At 72.8% G+C, this 26,094-nt stretch carries 21 protein-coding genes; 13 read left to right on the forward strand and 8 right to left on the reverse strand.

All coding sequences use genetic code 11. The features are described from left to right. The first annotated feature begins 22 nt into the window (after positions 1-22). Positions 23-631 carry a hemerythrin domain-containing protein gene (locus BJY14_RS29360; RefSeq protein WP_179846564.1) on the forward strand — a complete coding sequence of 203 codons (609 nt, stop codon included), beginning with the start codon at positions 23-25 and terminating at the stop codon, positions 629-631. A gap of 64 nt (positions 632-695) precedes the next feature. Here the strand turns inward: BJY14_RS29360 and lpdA are convergent, their stop codons facing one another. After that, entirely contained in the window at positions 696-2,099 is a 1,404-nt protein-coding gene (gene lpdA / locus BJY14_RS29365; RefSeq protein WP_179846565.1) for a dihydrolipoyl dehydrogenase, read from the reverse strand. A 292-nt stretch (positions 2,100-2,391) separates the two neighbouring features. Between lpdA and BJY14_RS29370 the strand changes: the two genes are divergently transcribed. From BJY14_RS29370 to BJY14_RS29400, 7 genes are all read left to right on the forward strand, one after another. Continuing rightward, positions 2,392-3,054 carry a hypothetical protein gene (locus BJY14_RS29370; protein ID WP_179846566.1) on the forward strand — a complete coding sequence of 221 codons (663 nt, stop codon included), beginning with the start codon at positions 2,392-2,394 and terminating at the stop codon, positions 3,052-3,054. Between the two features lie 106 nt (positions 3,055-3,160). Further along, positions 3,161-4,570, forward strand: a complete 1,410-nt coding sequence (locus tag BJY14_RS29375; RefSeq protein ID WP_258941860.1) for an MFS transporter — start codon at positions 3,161-3,163, stop codon at positions 4,568-4,570. A 551-nt stretch (positions 4,571-5,121) separates the two neighbouring features. Next, the gene (locus BJY14_RS29380; RefSeq protein WP_312879466.1) at positions 5,122-6,555 is read left to right on the forward strand and encodes a family 2B encapsulin nanocompartment shell protein; all 1,434 of its coding nucleotides are present in this window, start codon (positions 5,122-5,124) and stop codon (positions 6,553-6,555) included. After that, on the forward strand, positions 6,552-7,922 hold the full coding sequence (locus BJY14_RS29385; protein WP_179846567.1) for a family 2B encapsulin nanocompartment shell protein: 1,371 nt from the start codon (positions 6,552-6,554) through the stop codon (positions 7,920-7,922). Before BJY14_RS29380 ends, BJY14_RS29385 begins: the two co-directional genes overlap by 4 nt. Positions 7,923-7,938: 16 nt before the next feature. Next, on the forward strand, positions 7,939-9,018 hold the full coding sequence (locus BJY14_RS29390) for a family 2 encapsulin nanocompartment cargo protein polyprenyl transferase (RefSeq protein ID WP_179846568.1): 1,080 nt from the start codon (positions 7,939-7,941) through the stop codon (positions 9,016-9,018). Between the two features lie 40 nt (positions 9,019-9,058). Then, entirely contained in the window at positions 9,059-10,666 is a 1,608-nt protein-coding gene (locus BJY14_RS29395) for a serine/threonine-protein kinase (RefSeq protein ID WP_179846569.1), read from the forward strand. Positions 10,667-10,713: 47 nt separating this feature from the next. Then, positions 10,714-10,947, forward strand: a complete 234-nt coding sequence (locus BJY14_RS29400) for a hypothetical protein (protein WP_179846570.1) — start codon at positions 10,714-10,716, stop codon at positions 10,945-10,947. Positions 10,948-11,216: 269 nt separating this feature from the next. Here the strand turns inward: BJY14_RS29400 and BJY14_RS29405 are convergent, their stop codons facing one another. Then, positions 11,217-12,434: an ABC transporter substrate-binding protein gene (locus BJY14_RS29405; RefSeq protein WP_179849712.1), complete on the reverse strand. Its 1,218-nt coding sequence runs from the start codon at positions 12,432-12,434 to the stop codon at positions 11,217-11,219. 289 nt (positions 12,435-12,723) lie between these two features. On the opposite strand from BJY14_RS29405, the gene BJY14_RS29410 reads away from it, so the two are divergent. The 5 genes from BJY14_RS29410 to BJY14_RS29430 all read left to right on the forward strand — a co-directional run bounded on the left by BJY14_RS29410 (position 12,724) and on the right by BJY14_RS29430 (position 18,339). Further along, a complete protein-coding gene (locus BJY14_RS29410) occupies positions 12,724-15,276 on the forward strand; it encodes a nitrate- and nitrite sensing domain-containing protein (RefSeq protein WP_179846571.1) in 2,553 nt (850 codons plus the stop codon). 6 nt (positions 15,277-15,282) lie between these two features. Continuing rightward, entirely contained in the window at positions 15,283-15,660 is a 378-nt protein-coding gene (locus BJY14_RS29415) for a DUF742 domain-containing protein (protein ID WP_179846572.1), read from the forward strand. A gap of 76 nt (positions 15,661-15,736) precedes the next feature. Then, entirely contained in the window at positions 15,737-16,297 is a 561-nt protein-coding gene (locus tag BJY14_RS29420; RefSeq protein WP_376770019.1) for a GTP-binding protein, read from the forward strand. Between the two features lie 13 nt (positions 16,298-16,310). Then, a complete protein-coding gene (gene galT, locus BJY14_RS29425) occupies positions 16,311-17,360 on the forward strand; it encodes a galactose-1-phosphate uridylyltransferase (RefSeq protein WP_179846574.1) in 1,050 nt (349 codons plus the stop codon). Between the two features lie 70 nt (positions 17,361-17,430). Continuing rightward, positions 17,431-18,339 carry a hypothetical protein gene (locus BJY14_RS29430; protein WP_179846575.1) on the forward strand — a complete coding sequence of 303 codons (909 nt, stop codon included), beginning with the start codon at positions 17,431-17,433 and terminating at the stop codon, positions 18,337-18,339. Between the two features lie 47 nt (positions 18,340-18,386). Here BJY14_RS29430 and BJY14_RS29435 read toward each other — a convergent pair whose 3' ends face one another. The 6 genes from BJY14_RS29435 to BJY14_RS29460 form a co-directional block, all read right to left on the reverse strand. Then, on the reverse strand, positions 18,387-19,319 hold the full coding sequence (locus tag BJY14_RS29435) for a LamG-like jellyroll fold domain-containing protein (protein ID WP_246396153.1): 933 nt from the start codon (positions 19,317-19,319) through the stop codon (positions 18,387-18,389). A 61-nt stretch (positions 19,320-19,380) separates the two neighbouring features. Then, entirely contained in the window at positions 19,381-21,474 is a 2,094-nt protein-coding gene (locus BJY14_RS29440; RefSeq protein ID WP_179846576.1) for a PQQ-dependent sugar dehydrogenase, read from the reverse strand. Between the two features lie 125 nt (positions 21,475-21,599). Then, positions 21,600-22,976, reverse strand: a complete 1,377-nt coding sequence (locus BJY14_RS29445) for an SLC5/6 family protein (protein ID WP_179846577.1) — start codon at positions 22,974-22,976, stop codon at positions 21,600-21,602. After that, positions 22,973-23,806: a sugar phosphate isomerase/epimerase family protein gene (locus BJY14_RS29450; protein WP_179846578.1), complete on the reverse strand. Its 834-nt coding sequence runs from the start codon at positions 23,804-23,806 to the stop codon at positions 22,973-22,975. The genes BJY14_RS29445 and BJY14_RS29450 overlap by 4 nt, the downstream gene beginning before the upstream one ends. Beyond that, on the reverse strand, positions 23,803-24,918 hold the full coding sequence (locus tag BJY14_RS29455) for a dihydrodipicolinate synthase family protein (protein WP_179846579.1): 1,116 nt from the start codon (positions 24,916-24,918) through the stop codon (positions 23,803-23,805). The genes BJY14_RS29450 and BJY14_RS29455 overlap by 4 nt, the downstream gene beginning before the upstream one ends. Then, on the reverse strand, positions 24,915-26,066 hold the full coding sequence (locus tag BJY14_RS29460) for a Gfo/Idh/MocA family protein (protein WP_179846580.1): 1,152 nt from the start codon (positions 26,064-26,066) through the stop codon (positions 24,915-24,917). The genes BJY14_RS29455 and BJY14_RS29460 overlap by 4 nt, the downstream gene beginning before the upstream one ends. Between the last annotated feature and the right edge of the window lie 28 nt (positions 26,067-26,094).

Below are 26,094 nucleotides of genomic sequence, written 5' to 3' on the forward strand. Positions count from 1 at the left end.
ACGCGGTGAAGAAGGAGGAGCGATGAGCGAATACGACTGGACCCTGATGTACGTCATGCACGACGCGCTGAGGAGGGAACTGGAGCATCTCGCCAAGGTGACCGCGCGCGAGGACGACGACCCCCGCCGCCTCCTCGCCGCGGCCGCGGGCTGGGAGTTGTTCAAGGTGTCCCTGCACGCCCACCACACCGCCGAGGACGAGGCCCTCTGGCCGGTCCTGCGGGGGACGCTCGCCGGGCAGGCCGACGACCTGGCCCTGCTGGACGCGATGGAGGCCGAGCACGCCGCCGTCGACCCCCTCATCGAGGCCATCGACACCGGCGCCGAGCCCGTGGGCGAGCTCGTCGACGCCCTCGCCACCGCCCTGACCGCGCACCTCGCGCACGAGGAGAAGGAGGCGCTGCCGCTGATCGACGCCACCCTGACGCCGGAGCAGTTCCAGGCCTTCGGCCAGGCCCACGGCCGCCACGTCGGCCCCGACGCGCCGCGCGTGCTTCCCTGGCTCCTTGACGGCGTGGACGAGGAGACGGTCGCGACCACGCTGTCAGTCCTGCCCGCGCCGGCCCGCACCGCGTTCGACACGCAGTGGCAGCCCGCCTACAAGGCCCTGGAGCGCTGGCCGGCGTCCTGACCCCGCGACGGCGAGGCCGCCGCCACGTTCGAACCGTGGCGGCGGCCTCGTGCCGTTCCGCGGATCAGAGGTTGATCATGTGGCCGGCCAGGCCGTGCACGGCCTCCTTCATGGCCTCGCCCAGGGACGGGTGGGCGTGCACGTTGCGCGCGACCTCGTTGACGGTGAGGTCCCACTGCTGCGCCAGGGTCAGCTCGGGCAGCAGCTCGGTCACCTCGGGGCCGATCATGTGCGCACCGAGGATCTCCCCGTACTTCGCGTCGCTGATCACCTTGACGAAGCCGTCGCCCTCGCCCAGGCCGAGCGCCTTGCCGTTGGCGCTGAACGGGAACTTGGCGGTCTTGACCTCGAAGCCCTGCTCCTTCGCCTGCGCCTCCGTCCAGCCGAACGAGGCGACCTGCGGCTGGCAGTAGGTCGCGCGCGGGATCATCACGTAGTCGAGCTCCATCGTCTCGGCGTCGCCGATGGTCTCGGCCGCGACGATGCCCATGGCCTCGGCGGCGTGCGCGAGCATCAACTTCGCGGTGACGTCGCCGATGGCGTAGATGTGCGGGACGGACGTCCGGCAGCGGCCGTCGACGTCGATCGCGCCGCGCTCGGTCAGCGCGACGCCGGTCTTCTCCAGCCCGTAGCCCTCGACGTTCGGCTGGAAACCGATCGCCTGGAGCACCTTGTCGGCCTCCAGCACCTGCTGCGCGCCGTCCTTGCCGGTGACGGTGACCTTGACCTTCTCGCCCGAGTCGTCGATCGCGTCCACCCGGGTCGAGGTGAGGACGTCCACGCCCAGCTTGCGGTACCGCTTCGCCAGCTCCTTGGACACGTCGGCGTCCTCGTTCGGGACCATCCGGTCCAGGAACTCGACGATCGTGACCTTCACCCCGTAGTTGTGCAGCACATAGGCGAACTCGACGCCGATCGCACCCGCGCCCGCGATGACGATGCTGCCCGGGAGCTCGGAGCTGAGGATCTGCTCCTCGTAGGTGACGACGCGCTCCGAAAGCGACGTGCCCGGCAGCAGCTTGGTGTGCGCGCCGGCCGCGATGATGCAGTTGTCGAACGTGACCGTCTCGCTCGACCCGTCCTGCTTCGCCACCTCGAGGGTGTTCGGGTCGGTGAACGTGCCGCGCCCGTCGTAGGACGTGATCTTGTTCTTCTTCATCAGGAACTGGACGCCCTTGACGAGCTTGTCCGACACCTGGCGGCTGCGCTGGTAGGCGACGCCGTAGTCGAAGGACACGCTGCCCTCGACGTTGATCCCGAACGTCTTCTGCTCGTGGGTGAAGATGTGCGCCAGCTCCGCGTTGCGCAGCAGCGCCTTCGAGGGGATGCAGCCGACGTTGAGGCACACCCCGCCCCAGTACCTCTCCTCGATGATCGCCGTCTTCAGCCCGAGCTGCGCCGACCGGATCGCGGCGACATATCCACCCGGGCCCGCGCCCAGGACCACGACGTCAAAGTGTTCGCTCATATCCGAAGACGATATTCGCCGCGACCCTGTGCTCGCATCCCGGCGGGCGACGCGCGGGGCGCCGGGTCGGAGGCGGCCGGGACATCCTGTTAGGGTTTCGGCAAGGTCTCCCTCCGGTCACGATCCCTGGGAGCCCGTCGACTGACAGGGCGGCGCGCGAGGGCGCGAGCCCGGTGCCGTCCCGGCCGCGGAGCCCGGCGGCGTCCCCTGGAACGGCGGTGCCGCGGCGCTGGAACATCCCGCCTCGGCCCGGTCGTTGTCCCCGTTCCGAGCCGAGTGGAGGAGAAGGCGAGTGAGGATCCCCAAGCGCGTCAACACCGTCCTGGACTGGGTGGAACAGCACCTGCTCGCGTTCGCGGTCGTCGTCGCGCTGGTCGTGGTCGCGCTGGTCTCCACGCTCGCGCCGCCGGCCGTCGGCCTCCCGGTCGCCGGGTTCGTCCTCGGCGCCGCCGCCGGGGGCCTCGTCGTCCACCTCCGGCTGAGCCGCCGCATCGCCCGCGCCCGCTCCGACAACGACAACCTGCTCCGCGAGAACGGCGCGCTGCGGCACCGCAACACCGTCCTCGCCAGCGGTGTGATCACGCGGGAGGCGCAGGAGACGCAGGCGCTCGTCGCCATCCCCGAGGACGACCTGCTGGACGCCCCGGACGATCCGCAGACCACCGCGTCCCTCGACGAACTGCTCGGCGGCGACCCGCAGACCACCAACGAGCTGCCGGACGACCCGCAGGCCACCGTCGACCCGCCGGCCGGCGGCGACCCCCAGGCCACCGGCGACCCGCAGACCACCGACGAGCTTCCCGGACGGGGCAAGGCCCCGCGGCGCGCCGCCGATCCCCTGGACGGCGACCCGCAGCGCACCACCGTCCTGCCCCCGCTGCCGGACGACCTCCTCGGCGGCGCCGACGAGGACGAGGACACCGCGCGCACCCCGCGCCGGTCCCGCAGGGCCTGACCGGTCGTCACCCGTCCTGCCGCGCCCTGACCAGGGCCTTCTACCGCAGAGTCATCGGAGTCCCAACCCGGCGTTACTTTTGCTGATCTTCGGGCAGAGGCAAGCCGTGAACGACTCGACGAACGCGCGGCAGGGAGCGGATCCGGGACGCGGAGGCGAGGGCACCGGACCGCCGGAAGGCGCGGCGCCCGACGAGGGCGCCGTCCGCAAGGCCGTGACCGCGTCGGCGATGGGCAACTGCATCGAGTGGTTCGACTTCGGTGTGTTCAGCGCCGGAGTGATGACGTCGATCGTCGGCACCGTGTTCTTCCCCGAGGACGCGTCCGGCAGCGCCACGCTGCGCTCGTTCGCGCTCGTCGCCGCGGCGTTCCTCGCCCGCCCGTTCGGGGGCATGTTCTTCGGCCCGCTGGGGGACCGGCTCGGCCGCAAGCGGGTGCTGGCCGCCACGATCATCCTGATGTCGGGCTCGACGTTCGTGATCGGCGTCCTGCCCGGCTACGCCACGATCGGGCTCGCCGCGCCGCTGCTGCTGCTCGGCGTCCGGCTCGTCCAGGGCTTCTCGACGGGCGGCGAGTACGGCGGCGCCGCCACGATGATCGCCGAGTACGCGCCGACGAACCGGCGCGGGTTCTACGGCGCGTTCCTGGAGTTCGGCACGCTCGGCGGCTACATCATGGGCGCCGGGCTCGTGCTGCTGATCGACCTCCTGCTCAGCGAGGACGCGATGCAGAGCTGGGGCTGGCGCATCCCGTTCCTCATCGCGCTGCCGCTCGGCGCCGTCGGGCTCTACGTCCGGACGCGGATCGAGGACACCCCGACCTTCCAGCACATGGAGGCGGAGGGCAGGAAGGCCCAGTCGCCGCTCAGGGAGACCGTGGAGCACCACTGGCGCACCATCCTGAACCTCATCGGCATCGTGATCCTCCTGAACGTCGCCGTCTACACGCTGCTGACGTTCATGCCGTCCTACCTCGTCGACTTCCTGGACATGGACGACACCTCGTCGCAGCTCACCACGATCGGCGTGGAGGCGGCGATGATGGTGGTGATCCTCCCGCTCGGCGCGCTGTCGGACCGGATCGGCCGCAAGCCGCTGCTGATCGCCGCGGCGGTCGGCTTCCTCGTGCTGTCCTGGCCGGCGTTCGCGCTCATGCAGACGCACGACCCGGCCGGGGTCGTGGTCGGCTACGCGATCATCGGCGGGCTGCTGGTGATGATGCTGGCGGTGATCGGCGCGACGTTCCCGGCGATGTTCCCGACCAAGGTCCGGTACGGGGCCTTCGCCATCGGCTACAACATCTCGACGTCGCTGTTCGGCGGGACGGCGGCCGTGCTCGTGGGCTCGCTGATCGACGCCACCGGCTCCAACTCCGTCCCGGCCTACTACCTGATGATCGTCGCGCTGGTGGCGCTGCTGCCGATCATCAAGATCCGGGAGACCGCCGGGGTGCCGATCGAGCGGGCCGGGGAAGAGGACGCCCCGGAACCGGTGGGTTCCGGGGCGCGGCGGAGCTGAACGGGGCGCGCCATGCCCGGTGGGCCGGGCACGGCGCGCACCGGCGGTAGGTCAGTGGTCGCGGGCGAAGCGCCGGCGGGCCCAGCCCGCCAGCGAACCCGCGATCACCAGCGCGGCTCCGGTCTCGATCGCCAGTGCGGTCCACACTCCGGTCACTGGGGGCCTCCTCTCGGGTTCCGCCGGGCCCGTCCTGAACCGGGCCCGGTCCGGTGCACACCATGTTCAACATCAAGAAGCAGTGGATCTTTCCTCGGCGGCGCCGCCCGATGGGTGATCTGCCCCACGTTCGCCACTTCTGACCTGCGACGAAACCTCTACGGAGGGTGAGAGGCGCAGCTCGTCGCCCCGCCGGCGCCCGTCACCCCCGTCCCGCGGCGGCGAGCGGGGGCGTTACAGGGGATGTTGCGCCTGGGTGCGAGTTGTGTGGCGCGGGAGCAAATCAGAGGTGCTGCGAATGGCTCCTTGCGACCGTCTCATTACCGTCTGTAGCGTCACGGGTGGCCAAAGGCCACCTCTTCCCCGCAGGACCACGACGAATCGGTGGTGTGGACGTGACGGAACAGCAGCAACAGGAGCACCAGCAACAGGACCACCAGTTGAGCCTCGGCACCGCGGCCGCGCGGAACCTGGCGACCACGACCAAGTCCGTCCCGCAGATGCAGGGCATCACGTCGCGGTGGTTGCTGAAGCTGCTGCCCTGGGTGCAGGCTTCCGGCGGCACCTACCGCGTCAACCGGCGGCTCACCTACACGCTGGGCGACGGCCGGGTCACCTTCGTGACCACCGGCGCCGACGTCCGCGTGATCCCGCGCGAGCTCGGCGAGCTGGCCCCGCTGCGGGGCTACGACGACGACCTGACCCTGGACGCCATCGCGGGACGCTTCACCCAGCAGGAGTACGCGCCCGGTGACGTCGTCGTCGAACGGGGGCGCCCCGTCGACCGCGTCGTCCTCGTCGCGCACGGCAAGCTCAGCAGGATCGGCGCCGGCGAGTACGGCTCCGACGCCGTCCTCGGGACGCTCGCGAACGGCGACTTCTTCGGCGAGCAGGCCCTCCTCGGGACGCCGGAGGGCGAGGAGCCGCCGACCTGGGAGCACACCGTCAAGGCGGTGACGACCTGCACGATCCTCAGCATGAGCCAGGCCGACTTCCAGGAGACGCTCGGCCAGTCCTCCTCGCTCCAGGCGCACCTCGACGAGTACCGGGCGAGCCCGCGGCGCGCGCACAACGCGCACGGCGAGGCGGCGATCGAGGTGGCGTCCGGGCACGACGGCGAGCCCGTCCTGCCGAGCACGTTCGTCGACTACGAGGCGTCCCCCCGCGAGTACGAGCTGAGCGTCGCGCAGACCGTGCTGCGCGTCCACACCCGCGTCGCCGACCTCTACAACCAGCCGATGGACCAGATCGAGCAGCAGCTCAGGCTGACCATCGAGGCGCTGCGCGAGCGCCAGGAGCAGGAGATCGTCAACAACCGCGACTTCGGCCTGCTGCACAACACCGACCTGTCGCAGCGCATCCACACCCGCTCCGGCCCGCCCACCCCCGACGACATGGACGACCTGCTCACCCTCGTCTGGAAGGACCCCGCGTTCTTCCTCGCGCACCCGAAGGCGATCGCCGCGTTCGGCCGCGAGTGCAGCGCCCGCGGCATCTACCCCGACAGCGTCGACGTCGGCGGCCACAAGGTGCCCGGCTGGCGCGGCGTGCCCATCTTCCCGTGCAACAAGATCCCGGTCTCGCCGACGCTGACCAGCTCGATCCTGCTGATGCGGACCGGCGAGGCGGCGCAGGGCGTCGTCGGGCTGCACCAGGTCGGCCTGCCGGACGAGTACCAGCCGGGCCTGTCGGTCCGGTACATGGGCATCGACGACAAGGCGCTCCTCAACTACCTGGTCAGCGCGTACTACTCGGCCGCCGTCCTGGTGCCCGACGCGCTCGGCATGCTGGAGTCCGTCGAGGTCGCCCACGGCGGTGCCGGCGCGTGACGGAAGAACGCCTGGCCCTCTCCACCCGCGCCGCACGCAATCTCGCCTCCACCACCAAGACCGTCCCGCAGACGCAGGGCACCACCCCGCGGTGGCTGCTGTCGCAGCTGCCGTGGGTGCAGGCCGGCGGCGGCGCCTACCGGGTGAACCGCCGCCTCACCTACCGGCTCGGCGACGGGCTCGTGACGTTCGTCAACGACGGCGCGGCGATCCGGGTCGTCCCGCCCGAACTGGCCGAGCTGCCGCCGCTGCGCGGCCTGTCCGACCCCGCGGTCCTGGACGGTCTCGCCGCGCGGTTCGAGCAGCGCGAGTACGCGCCCGGCGAGCTGATCGCGGAGTCGGGCGGGCCCCTCGACGCGGTCCACCTGATCGCGCACGGCAAGGTCGAGGAGAGCGTCCCCGGCGCCTACGACGCCGCCGGCCGGGTCGGCGTCCGCGACGGCGGCGGGTTCTTCGGCGCCGACGCCCTGCTCGGCGAGCCGGGGGAGTGGGCGCACACGTTCCGCGCGCTCACCCCCGTGATCGTCCTGTCGCTGCCGCGGGAGGCGATCGAGGAGCTGACCGAGCGGTCCGAGGCGCTGCGCGCGCACCTGGAGGAGTACCGCGCCGCGCCCGCCCCGCCGCGGACCAGGCACGGCGAGGCGGCGATCGAGGTCGCGTCCGGGCACGGCGGCGAGCCCGTCCTGCCCGGCACGTTCGTCGACTACGAGGCCTCGCCCCGCGAGTACGAGCTGGCCGTCACCCAGACGATCCTGCGCGTCCACTCCCGGGTCGCCGACCTCTACGGCGAGCCGATGGACCAGGTCGAGCAGCAGCTCAGGCTGACGATCGAGGAGGTCAGGGAGCGCCAGGAGCACGAACTGATCAACAATCGCGACTTCGGGCTGCTGCACAACGCGGACCTGCGGCAGCGCATCCAGACGCTCGGGGGCCCGCCGACCCCCGCCGACATGGACGAGCTGCTGGCCCGGCGCCGCAAGACCCGGTTCTTCCTCGCCCATCCGAAGACGATCGCGGCGATCGGCCGGGAGTGCACGCGGCGCGGCGTGTACCCCGCGCCCGTCGAGGTCGAGGGCCGCCGCGTGCACGCCTGGCGCGGCGTCCCGATCCTCCCGTCCGACAAGATCCCCATCTCCCCGACCGGGACCAGCTCGATCCTCGCGCTGCGCACCGGCGAGGACGACCAGGGCGTCGTGGGCCTGCACCGCACCGGACTGGAGGGCGAGGTCCGGCCGGGCCTCGCCGTCCGGTTCACCGGCATCGACGACAGGGGGCTGCTGACCTACCTGGTCAGCGCCTACCAGTCGGCCGCCGTGCTGGTCCCCGACGCCCTCGGCGTCCTGGAGAACGTCGAGATCGCCCGCTGACGAGAGGGGACCCGCCATGCCCGCCTGGAGAGACGACCCGGCCGTGATCGGCTGCGACCACCGGACGGGGCCGCGGCACCGCCCCCGGACGGCGGCGGAGGTGCTGACCTGGAGCCGCCGCCTGCTCGACCCCGCGCTGCGGCACGTGGTCGAGTCCATGCCGGACGCGTCGCGCTCCACCGCGGGCTTCCACTTCGGCTGGCGCGACGAGCGCGGCCGGCCTGCCGCCGGGGCGGGCGGCAAGGCGATCCGGCCCGCGCTCACACTGCTGGCCGCGGAGGCGGTCGGCGGGACGGTCCAGGCCGCCCTGCCGGCCGCCGTGGCGGTCGAGCTCGCGCACAACTTCTCCCTCATGCACGACGACGTGATGGACGGCGACCTCACCCGCCGGCACCGCCCCACCGCGTGGGCGGTGTTCGGAGCCAACGCCGCGATCCTGTCCGGGGACGCCCTCCTCGCCGCCGCCTACGAGATCCTCGCAGAGGAGCCCTCCGCGGTGGTGGCACGCGGCGTGCGCATCCTCGCCCGGGCCGTCCTGGAACTGGTCGAGGGCCAGCGCGCCGACCTGGCGTTCGAGGAGCGCGCCGACGTCACGCTCGACGAGTGCCTGGCCATGGCCGCGGGCAAGACCGGGGCGCTGCTCGGCGCCTCGTGCGCGCTCGGCGCCGTGTACGGCGGCGGCACCGCCGGGCAGGTCTCCCGCATGCGCGTCTTCGGCGAGCGCCTCGGTCTGGCCTTCCAGCTCGTCGACGACCTGCTCGGCATCTGGGGCGAACCGGCGGTCACCGGCAAGCCCGTCCACGCCGACCTGCGCCGCCGCAAGAAGTCGCTGCCGGTCGTCGCGGCCCTCACCTCCGGCAGCGCCGCCGGGGGCGACCTCGCCGCCCTCTACCTGCGCGACGCGCCGCTCACCGACGAGGAGGCGGTCGCCGCCGCAGGGCTCGTCGACGCGGCGGGCGGCCGCGCCTGGGCCGCCGCCCACGCCGACGAACTCCTCACCGACGCCCTCGCCGACCTCGACGCCGCCGGCGCCGCGCCCTGCCCCGACGCCGAGCTCCGGGGACTGGCCCGCCTGATGACCGACCGCGACCACTGATCTTCCGCCCGTAGCGAGCTCTGCCCCTACACTGCAAGGCGTGCCGCCCCTCCACCCCGCCGACCCCGAGCAGCTCGGCGCCTACCGGCTCGCCTCCCGGCTCGGCGAGGGCGGGCAGGGCGTGGTCTATCTCGGGCACGCGCCCGACGGGACCCGCGTCGCCGTCAAGGTGTTCCACCCGCAGCTGACCGGGGCCATCGACACCTTCGCCCGCGAGTTAGAGGCGGCCGAGCAGGTCGCGAGGTTCTGCATCGCGCAGGTGCTCGACTCCGGCGCGGTCGGCGAGCGCCGCTACATCGTCAGCGAGTACGTCGACGGGCCGCCGCTCAGCCGGGTCGTCGCCGAGCACGGCCCCCGGTCCGGCAGCGCGCTCGACCGGCTGGCCGTCGCGACGGCCACGGCCCTCGTCGCCCTGCACGACGCCGGGATCCTGCACCGCGACCTCAAGCCGCACAACGTGCTGATCGGCGCGGACGGCCCGCGCGTCATCGACTTCGGCATCTCGCGCGCCCTGTCGGGCGCGCAGACGATGGTCAGCCGCGCCGTCGGGACGCCCGCCTACATGGCGCCCGAGCAGCTCGAACCGGGCGAGATCGGTCCCGCGGTCGACGTCTTCGCGTGGGCGTCCACGATGCTGTTCGCGGCGACCGGCCGCCCGCCGTTCGGCAACGAGTCCGTCGCCATCGTCTTCAACCGCATCGCGAACGAGGAGCCGTCCCTCGCCGGTGTGGAGGAGCCGCTGCGCGGCCTCCTCGCCGAGTGCTTCGCCAAGGACCCGGCGTCCCGCCCGTCGGCGCAGCAGGTCCTCGACCGCCTCGTCCTCAGGACGGGCCGAGCCCCGGCCGCCCCGCCGGTGCCGCCACCGCCCGCGCCTGATTCGTCGAGCCCGGCCCCGCCGGATCCCTCTCCACCGGACCCGACTCCATCGGCGCCGTCTCCTCCGGCCCTGACCTCACCGGATTCGTCTCCGCCGGCTCTGACTCCGCCGGTCCCGTCCGCGCCGACCGCACCGCCGAACGGCACCCTCCCTTCGTCCGAGCTCATGCCGCCGTCCGACTTCGGCGCGGCGAGCGCGTTGACGGTGCCGCCCAAGCCGCGAAGGCGCAGGCGGATCGTCCTCGCCGGTGCGGGCGCCACCGCGGTGGCCGTGGCCGCCGCCGTCGCGGTCGTCTGGTTCGCGAACGGCGACTCCGGCGGCAAGAAGGGTCACCCCGTGGGGCCGGCGGCCTCCGCGGGTCTCGCCGCCACACCGTCCACCGTCGGCGGCTCGCCCGGAACCGCCGGAGGGCGGACCGGCGCGGCACGTCCGGGCACGTCCCCGTCCGCCGCCTCCACGACGCCGCGGGCGCCGGGTTCGTCCCCGCCGCCCTCGTCCTCGCCCCCGCCCTCGCGCAGGGTGAGGCTCGTGCGGGCCGATCTCGGCCCCGGGCACTTCACCCCGTACTGCCAGAAGCTCGGCTGGGAGTGGATCGAGTACCGGGAGACGCCGACTCCCGGCGAGTACTGCGTCATGCGCAAGGGCGACACCATGAAGCTGTCGACGGCCCAGCTCGACGACGCGTGCCGGTGGCGGTTCGACGACCCCCGGGCCCGCCACTACTTCAAGGGCAAGTCGAACTACTGCTTCACGATGAAGCCCGCCTCCTGAGCAAGGCCCGCTTCCCGTTCGATCATATGTTCGAGTAGGGTCGAGCCGTGCAGGCTCCCGAACACGTCCCGTTCCTGTGCCCCGCCGGGCACCGGCTCGACCCGGGCCGGGTCATCGTCGGCTGGTCGCCGTGCGTCTGCCCGCCCTGCGACAGGCGGGGCCGGGGGCTGCGCGGCCACCGCACCTACCTGTGCCTCGACTGCAAGGACGAGCACGTCACGACGAAGTGCTACCTGCCCCACCACGTCCCGGCCGAAGGCGCCGAGTACCGCTGGCCCTGACGGCGGGGCCGGTCAGTACGGAAGGACGCGGCCGGACGGCGTGCGCAGGTCCAAAGACGTGCGTTCGGCCCGGCCGGCGGCGGTGCGTTTTCCGATTCTGACGCGGACTCGACCCTTCATGACGCTCCCCTTCCCCCGGCTTTACTCGCCCCTGGTACGAAACACCTGCCCACACTCGTTCGATTTCACCATCGCCGACGGGCGTCGTTTCGCGCATCGGCCGGGGGAGGTATCGGCGTTCACCACCTGAGGCGCAGGTCAGCGAGGGGTCAGCCCTTGATCTGCGTCCAGGCCTGGGCCCAGCGGGAGTAGTCCACGCATTTGTTGCCGCGGTCGTCGCCGCAGTTCTTCACCGGGGTTTTCCAGAACGCCAGACGCTTGTAGAACTCCGGGTCGCCGACGTGATAGGTGGAGCAGAAGCCCTTGGCCGTGTACCGGCACGCCTTGGGGTTGGCGGGCGCCTCGCCGAACCACTGCGCGACCTCCGCCTGCACCTTCGGCATGGTGATCCAGTTCATCCACTTGTACATGCAGGTCGGATGCTGGGCCTTCGAGGAGATCATCCACGTGTCGGACCAGCCGGTCGCGCCCTCGTCCGGGATCGTCGTGGCGACCGGCGCCTTGTCCGTCATGGCCAGGTTCGCGGTCACCTGCCAGGCGGTGCCGGCGTAGTTGTAGCCGCTCTTGAACGACTGGAGTTCGTCCAGGTAGTTCGCCCAGTACTGGTTGACGTTCGGGCGCTGCTTCTTGAGCAGGTCAACCGCGGCGTCGAACTGCTTGTCGTCCAGCTCGTAGACGTCGGTGATCTTCAGATCGGGACGGTGCGTCTTCAGGTAGAGCGCGGCGTCGGCGATGTAGATGGGGGAGTCGTAGGCGACGACGTGCCCGGCCGCGGGGGACTCCTTGTCCCACACCACGCTCCACGACGTCGGACGCTGCGTGATCTTGTCCGTCCGGTACATCAGCATGTTGGCGCCGTAGCCGTGCGGGACGCCGTACATCCGCCCGGCGGCGGAGTTGTACGGCTGGTTCTTCAGGTACTTGGCGATGTCATCCCAGCTGCTCAGCAGGCCGGTGTTGACGGGCGCGACCGTCCCGCCGTAGATGAGCCGCAGGCTCGCGTCGCCGGACGCCGACACGCCGTCGTACCGCCCGGTCTTCATGAGCGCGACCATCGAGTCGGAGGTGTCGGCGACCTTCGTGTACACCTTGCAGCCGGTCGCCTTCGTGAACGGCGTGACCCAGTCGACCTTCGGGTCGTTGGTGCCGTTCTCGGCGTACCCCGCCCAGGCGACGAGGTCGAGCCGGCCCTCCGGCGTGCCGAGTTCCTGCAGCATCGGGACGTCGGGCGGCGCGGCGGTCGCGTCGGAGCCGCCGCTGCAGGCGCCGGTCAGCGCCGCCGCGACCAGCGCCCCCGTGGCGAGCAGGGTCCGGCGGGCGCGGGCTGGTGGGCGCACGGTCGTCGTCGCATCTGGGGTACGAGCCATCACGCTGAGGCATCGTAGGGGTATTTTGGGCTGTCCGCCGCAACAAAACGTGATGATCTGGAAACTGTCGACACATGGTGGCGGACCGTCCTAGGCTCTCCTGCGTTCCGCGTGAGCCGCTCCGCACGCAATCGATGCCAGCCGTCCGACCAGTCGATGTCAGCCGTCCGACCGAGTTGAAGGTTCAGCCGCAGTGCCAAATCGAGGCCGCACAACGGACTCGTCCGCCGGACACCGGCGGGCTCCCAAGGCCGCGCGTTTCCGGTCCATCCGCTTCAAGGTCGTCCTGATGGTCACCGTCTCGGTGGTCTCCCTCGGCGTCCTGTGGGCGTTCGCCGCGAGCATCGCGCTCGGCGAGGGGCTCAACCTCCGCCACGTCAAGACCGTCCAGGACCACTACGGCTACCCGTCGGGCGCGCTCGGCAGCGCCCTGCAGGCCGAGCGGCGCCTGTCGATGGTGTACCTCGGCGGCCGCGCGGAGGGCGACCGCGCCGCCATGGAGTCCGGCCGCCTGGTCACCGACCGGCAGGCCGACCTGTTCCGCAAGCTCGCCGAGTCCGAGGCCGTCGACGGCGCCGCCCCGAGGGACGCCCAGCGCATCGCCGGCAAGATCCTGACCGAGCTGGACGGGCTGGACGACCGGCGCCGCGCCATCGACGCCGGCCGCCTGGACCGGGCCCGCACGTTCGCCGACTACACGGCCCTGCTCGGCGACGTCGGCGCGCTGCAGGGCTCGCTCGCCACCCTGGACAACTCCGAGGTCGCCAAGGACGCCCGCAACGAGGCGTCGCTGACCCGGGCCCGCGAGGTCCTCGCGCAGGAGGACGCGCTGCTGGCGGGCGCGCTCGCCGCCGGCAAGATCACACCCGGCGAGCACTCCCAGTACGTCAAGCTCGTCGGCACGCAGCGAACCCTCTACACCTACACGGCGGCCGAGCTGCGCTCCCCCGACCAGGCCTACTACGAGCGCATCGTCGGCATGCCCGAGTACAGCCGGCTCCGGACGCTGGAGGACCGCTTCGTCGCCATGCCCCGGCTGGTCAACGCCACCGGCACCGCCGGCGCGCTGTGGAAGACCACCGCCGACTCCAACCTCACCCGGCTGCGCGGCCTCGAACTGTCGGTGTCGGCGGGCGCCGAGAAGCGCGCCCAGCCGATCTCCGAGGGCATCATCACCCGCGTCGTCCTCGCGGGCGCGCTCGGGCTGGTCGCGGTCGTCGCCACCCTCGTCCTCGCGGTCTGGGTCGCCCGCTCCGTCATCCGCGAGCTGCGTCGCCTGCGCCGCGAGGCGATCGACCTGGCCGACGTCCGGCTGCCCGGCGTGATCCGCCGGCTGCGCCGCGGCGAGGAGGTCGACGTGGCCGCCGAGGCGCCGCCGCTGGCGTTCGGGACCCGCGAGATCGACCAGGTCGGCGAGGCGTTCAACGCCGCCCGCCGCACCGCGATCCAGAGCGCCGTCGAGGAGGCGACGCTCCGCCGCAACGTCAGCGACGTGTTCGTCAACCTCGCCCGCCGCAGCCAGACGCTGCTGCACCGCCAGCTCAAGCTGCTGGACTCGATGGAGCGGCGCATCGAGACCCCCGACGACCTGGAGGACCTGTTCCGGGTCGACCACCTCGCCACCCGCATGCGCCGGCACGCCGAGGGCCTGATCATCCTGTCCGGGCAGGCGCCCGGCCGCGGCTGGCGCAGCCCCGTCGCGATCGTGGACGTCGCCCGCGCCGCCGCGTCCGAGGTCGAGGACTACACCCGCGTCAACGTCGCCCCGATGACCCGCGCCGCGATCGTCGGCCCGGCCGTCGCCGACGTCATCCACCTGCTCGCCGAGCTGATCGAGAACGCCGCGACGTTCTCGCCGCCGCACACGACCGTCCAGGTGCAGGGGCAGGCCGTCTCGCACGGGTTCACGCTGGAGGTCGAGGACCGCGGCCTCAGCATGGACGAGCCCAGCCTCGCCGCCGCCAACGAGCGGCTCGCCACCGCCGCCGAGTTCGACCTGTCCGACAGCGCCCAGCTCGGCCTGTTCGTCGTCGGCCGGCTGGCCCGCCGGCACGGCATCAAGGTCACCCTGCGGACGTCCCCCTACGGCGGCATGACCGCGATCGTGCTGCTGCCCGAGGAGCTCGTCGTCCCCGACGAGGGCGGCCCGGCGCAGAGCGCGCCCGCGCTCACCACCCGCCGAGCCGAGGACGCGCTCGTCCCCGTCGGCACGGTCGTGGGCGGCGCCAGCGTCCGCAGCGGCCCGCAGCCGGTGCTCGACGAGGGCGGGTCCGTGCTGCACCTGCCGTCCGGACGGCACGCGGCGCAGTCCGCGGTCCCGTCTCCGTCCCCGTCTCCGTCCCCGTCTCCGACCCCGCCGCCGGAACCGCTCGCCCAGCCCGCGCAGCCCGTCCGCCCGTTCATCCCCCCGGCCTCCGCCATGTCCCCGTCCGGGGAGCCGTCCGGAGAGCCGGACGCGCTGACCGGTCCCATCCCGGTGTTCGAGGAGCCGATCCAGGGCCCCTCGCCGGCGCCCCGGCCGGCCGCGTCGCCCTGGGGCGACCCGCCGCCCGAACCCGCGTCGGCCCCGCCCCCGCCCCCGCCGAGCGTGCCGCGCTCGCCCCGCGAGGTCCGGCGCCGTCCCCCGGGCAAGTCGCCCGGCTCGGACCGCCCCTCGTTGCCGAAGCGGGTCCGGCAGGAGAACATGGCCTCCCAGCTGCGCGAGGAACGATCCGAGCCGGCCGCGCCCGCGCCCGCCGCCCGCGCCGACCGGTCGCCCGAACAGCTGCGGTCGATGATGTCGTCCATCCAGAGGGGCACCCGGCGCGGCCGCGCCGAGTCCCTCGATACCGAGGAATCGTGACGGACCATGACCGGTCCTGGCAGCGAATGGCTAGATGACGAGGCCGGCCCGATCGTGCGGTCGTACGCGCTCACCCGCGGGCGCGCCAGGCCCGCGACGGGCGAGGCCTTCGACATGATCACGATAATCTCGACCGCGGCGCGGCCGCGGTCGGGCTCACCCGGCATCGGCCCCGAGCATCTCGACATCCTGGAGATGTGCCTGCGACCGCTGCCGGTGGCCGAGGTCGCGGCGCGGGTCAGTCTCCCGCTCGTCGTCGTGCGGGTGCTGCTCGGCGACCTGCTCCACCACCGGCTCATCACCGCCACCCGTCCCCAACAGGAGAGCGCGCTCTCCAAGGAACGTCTGCTGAGGGAAGTGCTCCATGGTCTCCAAGCCCTCTGAGAACGCCGGTACGGCCACCGGAGGGAGCGCGGGGCCGTCACCCCGGGAGGGGGTCGGCCCGGCCACTCCGGTCGCTGTGAAGATCCTCGTCGCCGGGGGCTTCGGCGTCGGCAAGACCACGCTCGTCGGCTCCGTCAGCGAGATCCGCCCGCTGCAGACCGAGGAACTGCTCACCGACCGGGGCGTCGGCGTCGACGACACCGAGGGCGTCGAGCAGAAGACCACCACCACGGTCGCGATGGACTTCGGCCGCATCACGATCCGCGACGGCCTCGTGCTCTACCTGTTCGGCACGCCCGGCCAGGACCGGTTCTGGTTCATGTGGGACGAGCTGTCCTACGGGGCGCTCGGCGCCGTCGTGCTCTCCGACACCCGCCGCCTCTCGGACTGCTTCCCCGCCGTCGACTACTTCGAGAACCGGGGCCTGCCGTTCGTCATCGCCGTGAACCGCTTCGACGACGGCTACGACTACACGCCCGACGAGATCCGGGAGGCGCTCGACCTCAGCGACGGGACTCCGGTCGTGATGTGCGACGTCCGGGAGCGCACCTCCGGCAAGGAGGTGCTGACGACGCTGGTCAGGTACCTGCTGGCGGTGCACGAGGAGACCGCGCGGGCGGACGCTCCGGCGCTGTAGGCTGCCGGTCGAGATGAACCGGACACGCGCGCGGCTCTCCGACGGCCGCGAGATCGTCTACTACGACGAGGCCCCCGGCCGGGCGCCCGTCGCGGATCCGCGCGGCCTGCCGCCGGTCGAGCCGGTGTGCGAGGTCCGCCGCGACCCGCTGACCGGCGACCACGTCACGATCACCGGGCATCGCAACACGCGCACGTTCCTGCCGCCCGCCGACCAGTGCCCGCTGTGCCCCGGCGGCCCGGCCTCGGAGATCCCGGACGCGTCCTACGACGTCGCCGTGTTCGAGAACCGCTTCCCGTCCTTCGACGTCCGCACCCCGCCGGTGCCGCCCTCCATCGACGGTGTGGAACGGTCCCGCGGCGCCGGGCGCTGCGAGGTCGTGTGCTTCACCGACGACCACTCCACCTCGATGGCGCTGCTGCCCGTCTCCCGCGTCCGGACGGTCGTCGACGCGTGGGCCGACCGCACCCGCGAGCTGTCGGCGATTCCCGGCGTCGCGCAGGTGTTCGCGTTCGAGAACCGCGGCGTCGAGATCGGCGTCACCCTGCACCACCCGCACGGCCAGATCTACGCCTACCCGTTCCTCACCCCCCGCACCGAGCGCATGCTGGCGTCGGCCTCCGCGAACCCGGACCTGTTCGGCGACGTCCTGAAGGCCGAGCGCGCCGGCAGCCGCGTCGTGCTGTCCGGTGAGCACTGGACGGCCTACGTCCCCGCCGCCGCCCGCTGGCCGGTCGAGGTGCACCTCATGCCGCACCGCCACGTCCCCGACATGGCCGCCCTCGACGCGGGGGAGCGCGACGAGCTGGCCGTCCTCTACCGAGACCTCCTGCGCCGCTGCGACGCGCTCTACGGCGCCCCGCTGCCCTACGTCGCGGGCTGGCACCAGGCGCCGGTCGGCGAGGGCCGCGACCTGCTCCGCCTGCACCTGGAGCTGTTCTCGATCCGGCGCGCCGCCGACAAGGTCAAGTACCTGGCGGGCTCGGAGTCGGGCATGGCCGCCTGGATCAACGACGTCCCGCCGGAGGACGTCGCCGAGCGCCTGCGCGCCGCCGGCGCCTGACCCGCGCCTGACCCGACCGATTTCGCGAGTGTCCGGAACGATCTGCGCCGCGTGGCCTACGCTCCGACGCATGCCGGAAAGCGTGCTGGCGGACCCGTTGGCGCGAGGGTCCTTCGACGGCGTCACCGCCACCGCCGAGCGCCCGTCGCTGGCCTTCACCTCCCGGATCGGGCAGGGCGTGAACACCGGCCAGGCGTGGGACCTGGCGGCCGGCGCGCCGCTCGGCCCGCCGATCCCCGACTTCCCGGCCGACCGGGCCGAGTGGGCGTTCGGCCTCCCCGCCGGGTCGCCGACCGTCGCCTGGACGCACCGCGACCGCCTCCACGTCCACGACCTCTGCACGGGCCGCGAACTCACCCTGGACGCCCACCCCGACCTGCTCGGCCTCACCGTCCACCACGGCCGCGGCGCGGTCGTCGCCGTCTTCGGCCCCGCGAACGACGCCGAGGTCGCCGTGTGGGACGCGGGCACCGGCGAGCGCCTCCGCGACTTCCGTCTCTGGCTCGGCCACCACACCGCCGTCGGCCGCGGGCTCCTGCACGCGACGCCCGCGACGGGCGCCCTCGCCGGGCTGGCCGGCGACGCCGCGGTCACGCTGCTAGACCTCGAACGCGGCGAGGAGATCTCCGCCGTCCCGCCCGGCTGCGCGACCCTCACCCCGTCCCCGGACGGCCTCGTCCTGCTCTGCCCGTCCCCGGAGGGCCTGGGCGTGCACGGCCTGGACGGCGACCGCCTCGCGACCCTGTCCGTCCCGGCCCCCTGCGGCCACGTGGCCGCGGCCCTGGTCGGCGGTCACCTCCTGGTGGCCGCCGCCCTCCAGGACGCCCCCGGCACCGTCTTCGCCTGGAACGCCGCCGCCCCTGAGCCGTCCCACCGCATCGATCTCCCGGCCCCGGCCAACGACCTGGCCCTGGCCCCCGACGGCACCCTCCTGGCCGCCACAGACACCGCCCTCTACGCCGCCCGCCTGGGCACGTGAAAAGGGCACCGCCGGCGCCCGAGGGCGCCGGCGGTGGGGGTGGGAGGTCAGCGGTTGGCGAACTTGTACTGGATGCCCGCTTCCTTCGGGGTGAGGGGGCGGTCGAGGAACATCAGGCCGTCCATGCGGCAGTTGCAGGGGTTCTTCTCCGCGGTGTTCTGCGGGTAGCTGCCGCCGATCTTGATGCCGCGGGGGTCCGTGGCGGACGTGACGTCGGGCTCGGGGGCGCCTTCGAGGCCCCACGGGTCCCCGGCCGTGGTGTAGAAGCCCTCCAGTGGCTTTCCGTCCTTGTAGAGCGCCATCTCGCCGGTGTCGTAGTCGAACGTCGCGGCGAGGTGCACCCAGGTGTTCTGGGGGAGGATGCTCTGCCAGTCCTGGCTCGCCGCGAACGTCTGTGACTTCGAGCCGTCCACGCGGCGGCCCAGCGCGACGACGTGCAGGGTGCCGGAGACCTCGATGATCTCCAGCAGGGCCCGCACGGCGTGCCCGTCGGAGTCGCCGGTGAGCAGGCCGGACAGGCCGATCGCGTTGTAGACGTCGGTCGGGTTGGACGTCTCGGTGTTGGGGCTCGGGTTCGTCCCCGTCATCTTGAACCAGCCCGCCAGCGTCGCGCCCTTGGCGGAGCTGAACGCGCGCAGGGACGGGACGCCGGACGCGGAGAAGACCCCCGCCTTCCAGTCGTCGTTGCCCTTCGCGGCCGGGTTCACCTGCCCGAGCTGGATGGCGTGCCGCCGCGCGCCGTCCCGCACGCGCATCGCCCCGCCGCCGTTGATGAGGTTGATCGTGGTTCCGGAGCTTCCGCGGTCGGCCTCGCGGGACGGGTCGCCCTGGACGGGGTGCTCGAAGTCGTAGTAGGAGATCAGGTTCTTCTTCAGGGGCGGGAAGACGCCGCCGGTCGAGGCGTGGGCCGGGGCGGCGACGCAGAGGGAGGCGCCCAGCAGCGCGGTGGTGAGTGCGGCGGTGCCGCGGCGAATCATCATGTCGACTCCTTGGAGCCCTCCGGCCGGGCGCCGGCTCGCGGCGCCCGGCCGGAGGAGGCCGTTACTTCGCCGGGGTTCCGCGGACCGTCAGGTCGCGGAGCCGGCCGATGTTGTCGAACGAGCCGAAGCCCACCCGGCCGGAGCCGAGGGTCGTGTCGCGGGCCGTGAAGACCGGCTTGGACGAGCCGTCCACGTACACGGCGATCTCGCCGGTGTCCGCGCGACGGTCCACCCGGACGCCGTGCCACGCCTCGTCGGTGATGGCCGGCGGGGCGCCGTGCGACCGGTTGGCGTTCCACTGCTGGTCGATGCGCAGCCGGTCGGCGCCGTTCACCAGGAAGATCCCGTTGTGGGGGTAGATGGTGTTGTCGCTGGACAGGTGGGTGTAGTAGTAGTGCGTGTCGTCCTGGTAGCCGAAGATGACGATCACGTCCCGGTTGCTGACCGACACCGGCGTGTCGAGCCGCACCTTCGCGTCGATCCGCGTCGAGGTGAGCGCGGGGCCCTTGTTCAGCACCGCGTACTCGAACGGGCGGCGCGGTCCGGGCCGCTGCTCGCCGGCCTCGGCCAGGATCACCTGGTCGCCGGGGAACTGCCACTTGGACGGCGTGACGGGCGTCCAGTTCTTGGCGTCCATCGCGTTCGCGACGCGGACCGGTCCCGCCGCGCCGGACGCGACCCGCTTCGTCCCGACGACCTTCCAGATCTTGCCGTTGGCCTTGGCGAGCAGGTACGGCTCGCCCTTGCCGTCCGACCCGTACCGCAGGTCGACGCGCTGGTCACCGGCCAGCTCCCGCATCGTGACGGGGTTCCCGGAGGTGTCGTAGGCCGCCAGATCGTAGATCTGGGCGCGGTTCGTGCCCGTCGCGTCGTGCTTCATCTCCGACTCTTCGGTGTACATGAGCCGGCCGCTGACGATGTCGGTGAACAGGTACTTGCCGCGCAGAGCGGGCAGCCTCGCGCCCCGGTAGACGTAGCCGCCGGAGATGGCGCGGCCGACGTCGCTGGAGCAGTTCCAGTCGGCGGGCGGGTCGTGGTCGTAGGCCGCGAGCGGGTACTCGTAGTCGTACTTCGCGTCGTCGGCCGGCAGCGGGTAAAGGTGGCAGCGGTCGTCCTTGCGGAACGTGAACGCCCCCTCCCGCTCGCTCCACCCGATGTTCGCGCCCGGGTAGAGCTCGTGGATCGACTCGATCTCGTGCTCGCCGATGTGCGCGAGGAACAGGCGGTGGGTGCCGCCGGTGTCCCAGCTGAACCGGTGCGGGTCGCGCATGCCGTAGGCGTAGATCTCGCCTAGCTTGCCGGCCTGCCCGGCGAACGGGTTGTCGGCCGGGACGCCGTACTTGCCGTTGGCGCTGTCCTTGCCGGCCGGGTCGATCCGCAGGATCTTGCCCTGCGGGACGCCGAGGTTCTGCGGGTCGCCGCCGTTGTCGCCGACGTTGCCGTTGCCGCCGTCGCCGACCGACAGGTAGAGCTTGCCGTAGTCGGCGTCGCCGGGACGGGCGTTCGGGTTGAAGTCGATCTGCTGGAGGTTGTGGATGCGCCCGGCGAACCCGATGCGCAGGATCTCGCGGTGCGTCCCGGAGAAGGTGTCGGCCTTCGGGTCCGTGGCCGTCCACTCGTCGACGACGCCGTGGTATCCGGTCTTCGGCTGCGGGGTCAGGTCGGGCGTCTTGGTCTTCAGCGCCTCGCCCGCCTCGACGTGCGTGGTGTAGAACTTCCCGTTCTTTCGGAAGTCGGGGTGGAACGTGACGAATCCGAAGCCCTGTCCGAGTCCCGCCTGGGAGAAGAAGTCGGGCGCGAACGTGGCGGCGACGTCCAGGTAGACGTGCGGGGTGCGGGTCTTCTTGTCGAGCAGGTACAGGTTGCCGTTCAGGTCGGGCACGTACAGGCGCCCCGAGTGGTCGGGGACCTCACCGACGTGGTTGATGCGGTTCCACCGCAGCAGCCGCGGGTCGGTGGGGGTGCCCGTCGGCGTCGACTTCGGCAGTTGCGCGACCTCCTGGAGGACGAGGCCGAGGCCGGACGGGGCGGGGTCGTCGGGGATCGGGTCGAGGATCGGGGCGTCGTCCCGGGCCTGCGCCGCAGGCGGGACGCTGAGCAGCGGAAGCAGCAGCGCCGCGATCGTCAGGAGACACCAGCTGAGCCTTCTTCGCATTCCAGCCGTCCTAGGGTGGGGATCGGTGGCAGGAAAGCGCTTTCTGGAAGCGCTTTCCAGAACGTACGACCGGCGTCGCCCGACGTCAAGGATCAATTTCGGGCCAGCCGGATGTGGACATCTCGTCACGACCGTTCGCGGCGGAACCACGCGTGGACCAGCGTCGCGACCGCGGAGACGACGAGCCCGGCGGGTGCGGCGGCCGCATGCCCGGCCAGGGTCAGCGCCACGGCCACGGCCGCGCCGGGCGCCCAGATCCACGTCGCCACGGGCCGTCCCGCGCGCCCGCGCCGCCTCCGCCCGAACTCCGCCGCCATCGGCGGGACGAGCGCCGGCAGCGCCGCCGCCAGCACCGTCAGCCATTCGAGCAGCATCCGGTCGACCCGCAGCACCGCCAGCACCGCCCCGGGCAGAGCGATCGCCAACACCGCCACAACCCGCCGCCCCTCCACCCGCACCCCCCACCGCAGGCCCGAACCGCCGCCCCCGCCCACGGACCGCCCACCCGCCGCACCAACGGCGTCACCTGCGGGGATAGCACCCCGTGCGGGCGTGGTGTCCCGTGCGGGAGCGGCGTCCCGTGCCGGTGTGGCGTCACCTGCGGGGGTTGGTGGGCGGGGGAGGAAGCGGTCTATGGCGAGGGCGCCGGAGTGGACGGCGGCCAGGGTCGGGGCTATGACCGAGGCGGCGACGAACAGGTTCGCGGCGTGAAGGCCGTCCGGACCGGCGAGGACGGCGACCACGTCGGTGGAGCCGCTGGCCGCCGCGACCCCGGCGCCGACGACGGAGGCGGCCAGGGCCGGGACGACGAGCAGGGCGACGCACGCCGCGAGGTCGCGGCGGCCGCGCAGGCCGACGGTGAAGTCGGGGGCCCGCACGGCGAACACCGACACGTACCCGATGTAGCCGGCGAGATCCGCGGCGAGGACGCCGGGCGGCCCGTCCCGCGCGAACGAGACCGGTGAGGCGGGCGGCGCCAGCTTCACCGCGACGATGCCGATCAGCGCGACCGCGGTGAGGGTGGTGGCGACCGCGACCGCGTTCCACCGCCCGCCGCCCGCGACCAGCACCGCGGCCGTGGGGACGGTCAGCGCCGCGACCCCGACCGCGTCCGGGACGCCGCCGAGCGCCGCGGCGGCCGCCCCGCCGAGGCCGACGTTGAACCCGAACCAGCCGGCCATCGCGACCGCGAGCAGCGCGGTGAAGGCCCGCTCGGCGACCGGGGCCAGGTAGCGGGGCGCGAGCTCGGCCATGCCGGCGTTCTCCCCGGCGGGCTCCCGCAGGCCGAGACGCCCCTGCGCGGCGAGCAGCGCGGCCATGACGGCCCCGCCGACGACCAGGACCGGGACGGGCAGCGCGCCGCCGTGCCGCCCGCCGACCTGCGCCCCGAGGACGAGCGCGCCCGGCGCCGTCCCGATCCCGAGCCACGCCCCGGACGCCGCCCGCCACGTCCGGCCGCCGCCGGACCCGGACGTGCGCGGGCGCGCCGGAGCGGACGTCACGCCCCGTGCTCCGCGGGGGCGTGCTCCTCGAGGACGTGCTCCTCGAAGCGGGCCATCGTGAGTGCGAGGGCCTCGGGGCCCGGCATGGCCCAGAGCGCGTCGTTGAAGATCTCCACCTCGATCGGGCCGGTGTAGCCGGTGGCGTCCACGGCCTCGCGGAACCGGCGCAGCTCGACGCGCCCGTCGCCGAGCATGCCGCGTCCGGTGAGGACGCCCGCGGGCAGCGGCGTGACCCAGTCGGCGACCTGGAACAGCGAGATGCGGCCCTCGGCGCCCGCGCGGGCGATGCCGTCCCACACGGCCGGGTCCCACCACAGGTGGTAGGTGTCGACCATGACGCCCACCTGGGCGGACGGGAACGGCGCCGCCAGGTCGAGCGCCTGCCCGAGGGTGGAGACGACGCAGCGGTCCGAGCAGAACATCGGGTGCAGCGGCTCGATCGCGAGCTGGACGCCGTGCTCGCCCGCGTAGGGCGCGAGCTCGGCCAGGACGTCGGCGACGCGCGAGCGCGCCCCGTCCAGGTCGCGGGACCCGTCCGGCAGGCCGCCGCTGACCAGGCACAGGGCGGGCGCGCCCAGCTCGGCCGCCTCCTCGACGGCGCGGCGGTTGTTCTCCAGCGCGTCCGGCTCCTGGAAGAAGCCGCCCCGGCACAGGGACGTGACCGCCAGCCCGTGGTCGCGCATGAGCTTGCCCGTGCGGGCCAGGCCGTACTCGGCGACGGGCTCCCGCCACAGCCCGACCGCCGTCACCCCGGCGGACGCGCATCCGGCGGCGAGTTCCTCCAGGGGCCAGTGCCTGGTCGTCCACTGGTTGAGGCTGAACCTCGTCACGCGGCCCCCTGGACGGTCAGCCAGGCGCGCATCCGGTGCGCCGCGAGGTCCGGGTCGGGGAAGAGGCCGGCGGCGTCGGCGAGCTGGAAGAGGCCGGACATGTGCGTCACGGAACGCGCGGTCTCCAGCCCGCCGACCATCCGGAAGTGCCGCTGGTGGTCCGTCAGCCAGGCCAGGAACACCACACCCGTCTTGTAGTAGTAGGTGGGGGTCTCGAAGAGGTGCCGGGCCAGCGGCACCGTCGGGCCGAAGATCTCCTCGTAGGACGCGGTGTCGCCGCCGTCCAGCGCGTGCAGGGCGGCCGCGGCGGCGGGCGCGATGGGGTCGAAGACGCCGAGCAGCGCGTCGCTGTGCCCCTCGGAGTCACCCCGGATCAGCTCCGGATAGTTGAAGTCGTCCCCGGTGTAGAGGCGGACGCCGGACGGCAGCCGGCGGCGCAGGTCGATCTCCCGCCCCGCGTCGAGCAGCGAGATCTTCACCCCGTCGATCCGGGACGCGTGCTCCTCGATCAGGGCGAGCAGGGCGCCGGACGCCACGTCCAGGTCGGACGAGCCCCAGTAGCCCTCCAGTGCCGGGTCGAACATCGGGCCCAGCCAGTGCAGCACGACCGGCCGCCTGACCTGGGCCAGCAGCCGCCCGTACACGGCGGCGTAGTCCTCCGGGCCGCTCGCCGCGGCGGCCAGGTGCCGGCTCGCCATCAGCACCGGCACCGCGCCGACGGACTCGATGACGGCGAGCTGCTCCTCGTAGGCGGCGGCGATCTCCTCCAGCGACGCGGGCCCGGCGGGCAGCTGGTCGGTGCCCGCCCCGCAGACGATGCGGCCCCCTGCTGAAAGCGCTTCCTCACCGCTCCGCACGATGAGCTCGCGGGTCGTCGGCCAGTCCAGGCCCATGCCGCGCTGGGCGGTGTCCATCGCCTCGGCGACGCCCAGCCCGTAGGACCACAGGTGGCGGCGGAAAGCCAGCGTCGCGTCCCAGTCAAGCGAGTCCCCGCCCGCCACCACGTGCGCGGCCGCGTACGCGACGCGCGACGCGGCGGGCCCGGCGGGCGGCTTGTAGGTGCGCGGCTCGCTCATCGCGTAGCCGGGCGCCCCGGGCAGATCGATCCTCATTTCGTCAGCTCCGGGACGTCGAGGCGGCGGCCCTCCCGCCACGCCCGCAGGCCCAGCTCGGCGAGCTGGACGCCGCGTGCCCCCTCGTAGAAGTCCCAGGGGAAGGGGCCGTCGTCGGCGACGTGGCGCAGGAACATCTCCCACTGGGCCTTGAAGCCGTTGTCGAACTCGGTGTTGTCGGGGATCTCCTGCCACTGGGAGCGGAAGTCCTCGGTGGCGGGCAGGTCGGGGTTCCACACCGGCTTCGGCGTCATCGTGCGGTGCTGGACGCGGCAGCGCCGCAGCCCCGCGACCGCCGACCCCTCCGTGCCGTCGACCTGGAACTCCACCAGCTCGTCGCGGAACACCCGGGTGGTCCACGAGGAGTTGATCTGGGCGACGATCCCGCCCTCCAGCTCGAAGATCCCGTAGGCGGCGTCGTCGGCGGTGGCCTCGTAGGGCTTGCCGTGCTCGTCCACCCGCTCGCCGATGTGCGTCGCGCCCAGCGCCTGCACCGACCGCACCGGCGCGATCACCCCGTCCAGCACGTACCGCCAGTGGCAGAACATGTCCAGGATGATGCCGCCGCCGTCCTCGGCGCGGTAGTTCCAGCTGGGGCGCTGGGCCTCCTGCCAGTCGCCCTCGAACACCCAGTACCCGAACTCGCCGCGCACCGAGAGGATCCGGCCGAAGAACCCGCCGTCCACCAGCCGCTTGAGCTTGAGCAGCCCCGGCAGGAACAGCTTGTCCTGCACCACGCCGTGCTTGACCCCGGCCTCCTCGGCGAGGCGGGCCAGGGCGAGCGCCTCGCCGAGGTCCTCGGCGAGGGGCTTCTCGGTGTACACGTGCTTGCCGGCGGCCACCGCCGCGCGGATCGCCTCGACCCGCGCGCCGGTGACCTGGGCGTCGAAGTAGATGTCGATGTCCGGACGCGCCAGCGCCTCGGCCAGGTCGGTCGTCCACGCCGTCAGCCCGTGGCGTTCGGCCAGTTCGCGCAGCTTGACCTCGCTGCGTCCGACGAGCACCGGCTCCGGCCACAGCACGGTGCCCTCGGCCGTGCGGACCCCGCCCTGCTCCCTGATCGCGAGGATCGAGCGCAGAAGATGCTGGCGGTACCCCATCCGGCCGGTGACGCCGTTCATGACGATCCCGATGGACCTGCGTGCCATCCCGTTCCTTCCTAGCCTGTCGTGTGTC

The organism is Actinomadura luteofluorescens (assembly GCF_013409365.1).
Lineage (GTDB): Bacteria > Actinomycetota > Actinomycetes > Streptosporangiales > Streptosporangiaceae > Spirillospora > Spirillospora luteofluorescens.